Annotated in this window: 1 protein-coding gene; it reads left to right on the forward strand. The window is 38.5% G+C overall.

Features of this window, described 5'->3' with window-relative positions:
- The coding region (locus O4H31_RS19580; protein WP_331283710.1) for an alpha-glucosidase C-terminal domain-containing protein at positions 1-247 on the forward strand (247 nt) is incomplete at both ends.

Here is a 247-nt window from a genome sequence, read left to right on the forward strand (position 1 = left end):
GATGAGGATTCGGTATTTTATTACTATCAAAAGTTAATTCAGTTGAGAAAGGAGATTACCGTTATTACCGACGGTAACTATCAAGACTTACTGCACGAGCATGAAGCCATTTTTGCTTATCAAAGACGCAGCGCTACACAGACTTTGGTGTGTTTGAATAACTATTATGATGTAGAAGTAGAGTGTGAATTGCCGCAAGAGCTTGAGCTGAACAATGCACGTTATCTTATCGGCAATTATTCAGACA

It is taken from the genome of Sulfitobacter dubius (assembly GCF_027214245.1).
Classification (GTDB): domain Bacteria; phylum Pseudomonadota; class Alphaproteobacteria; order Rhodobacterales; family Rhodobacteraceae; genus Sulfitobacter; species Sulfitobacter dubius_A.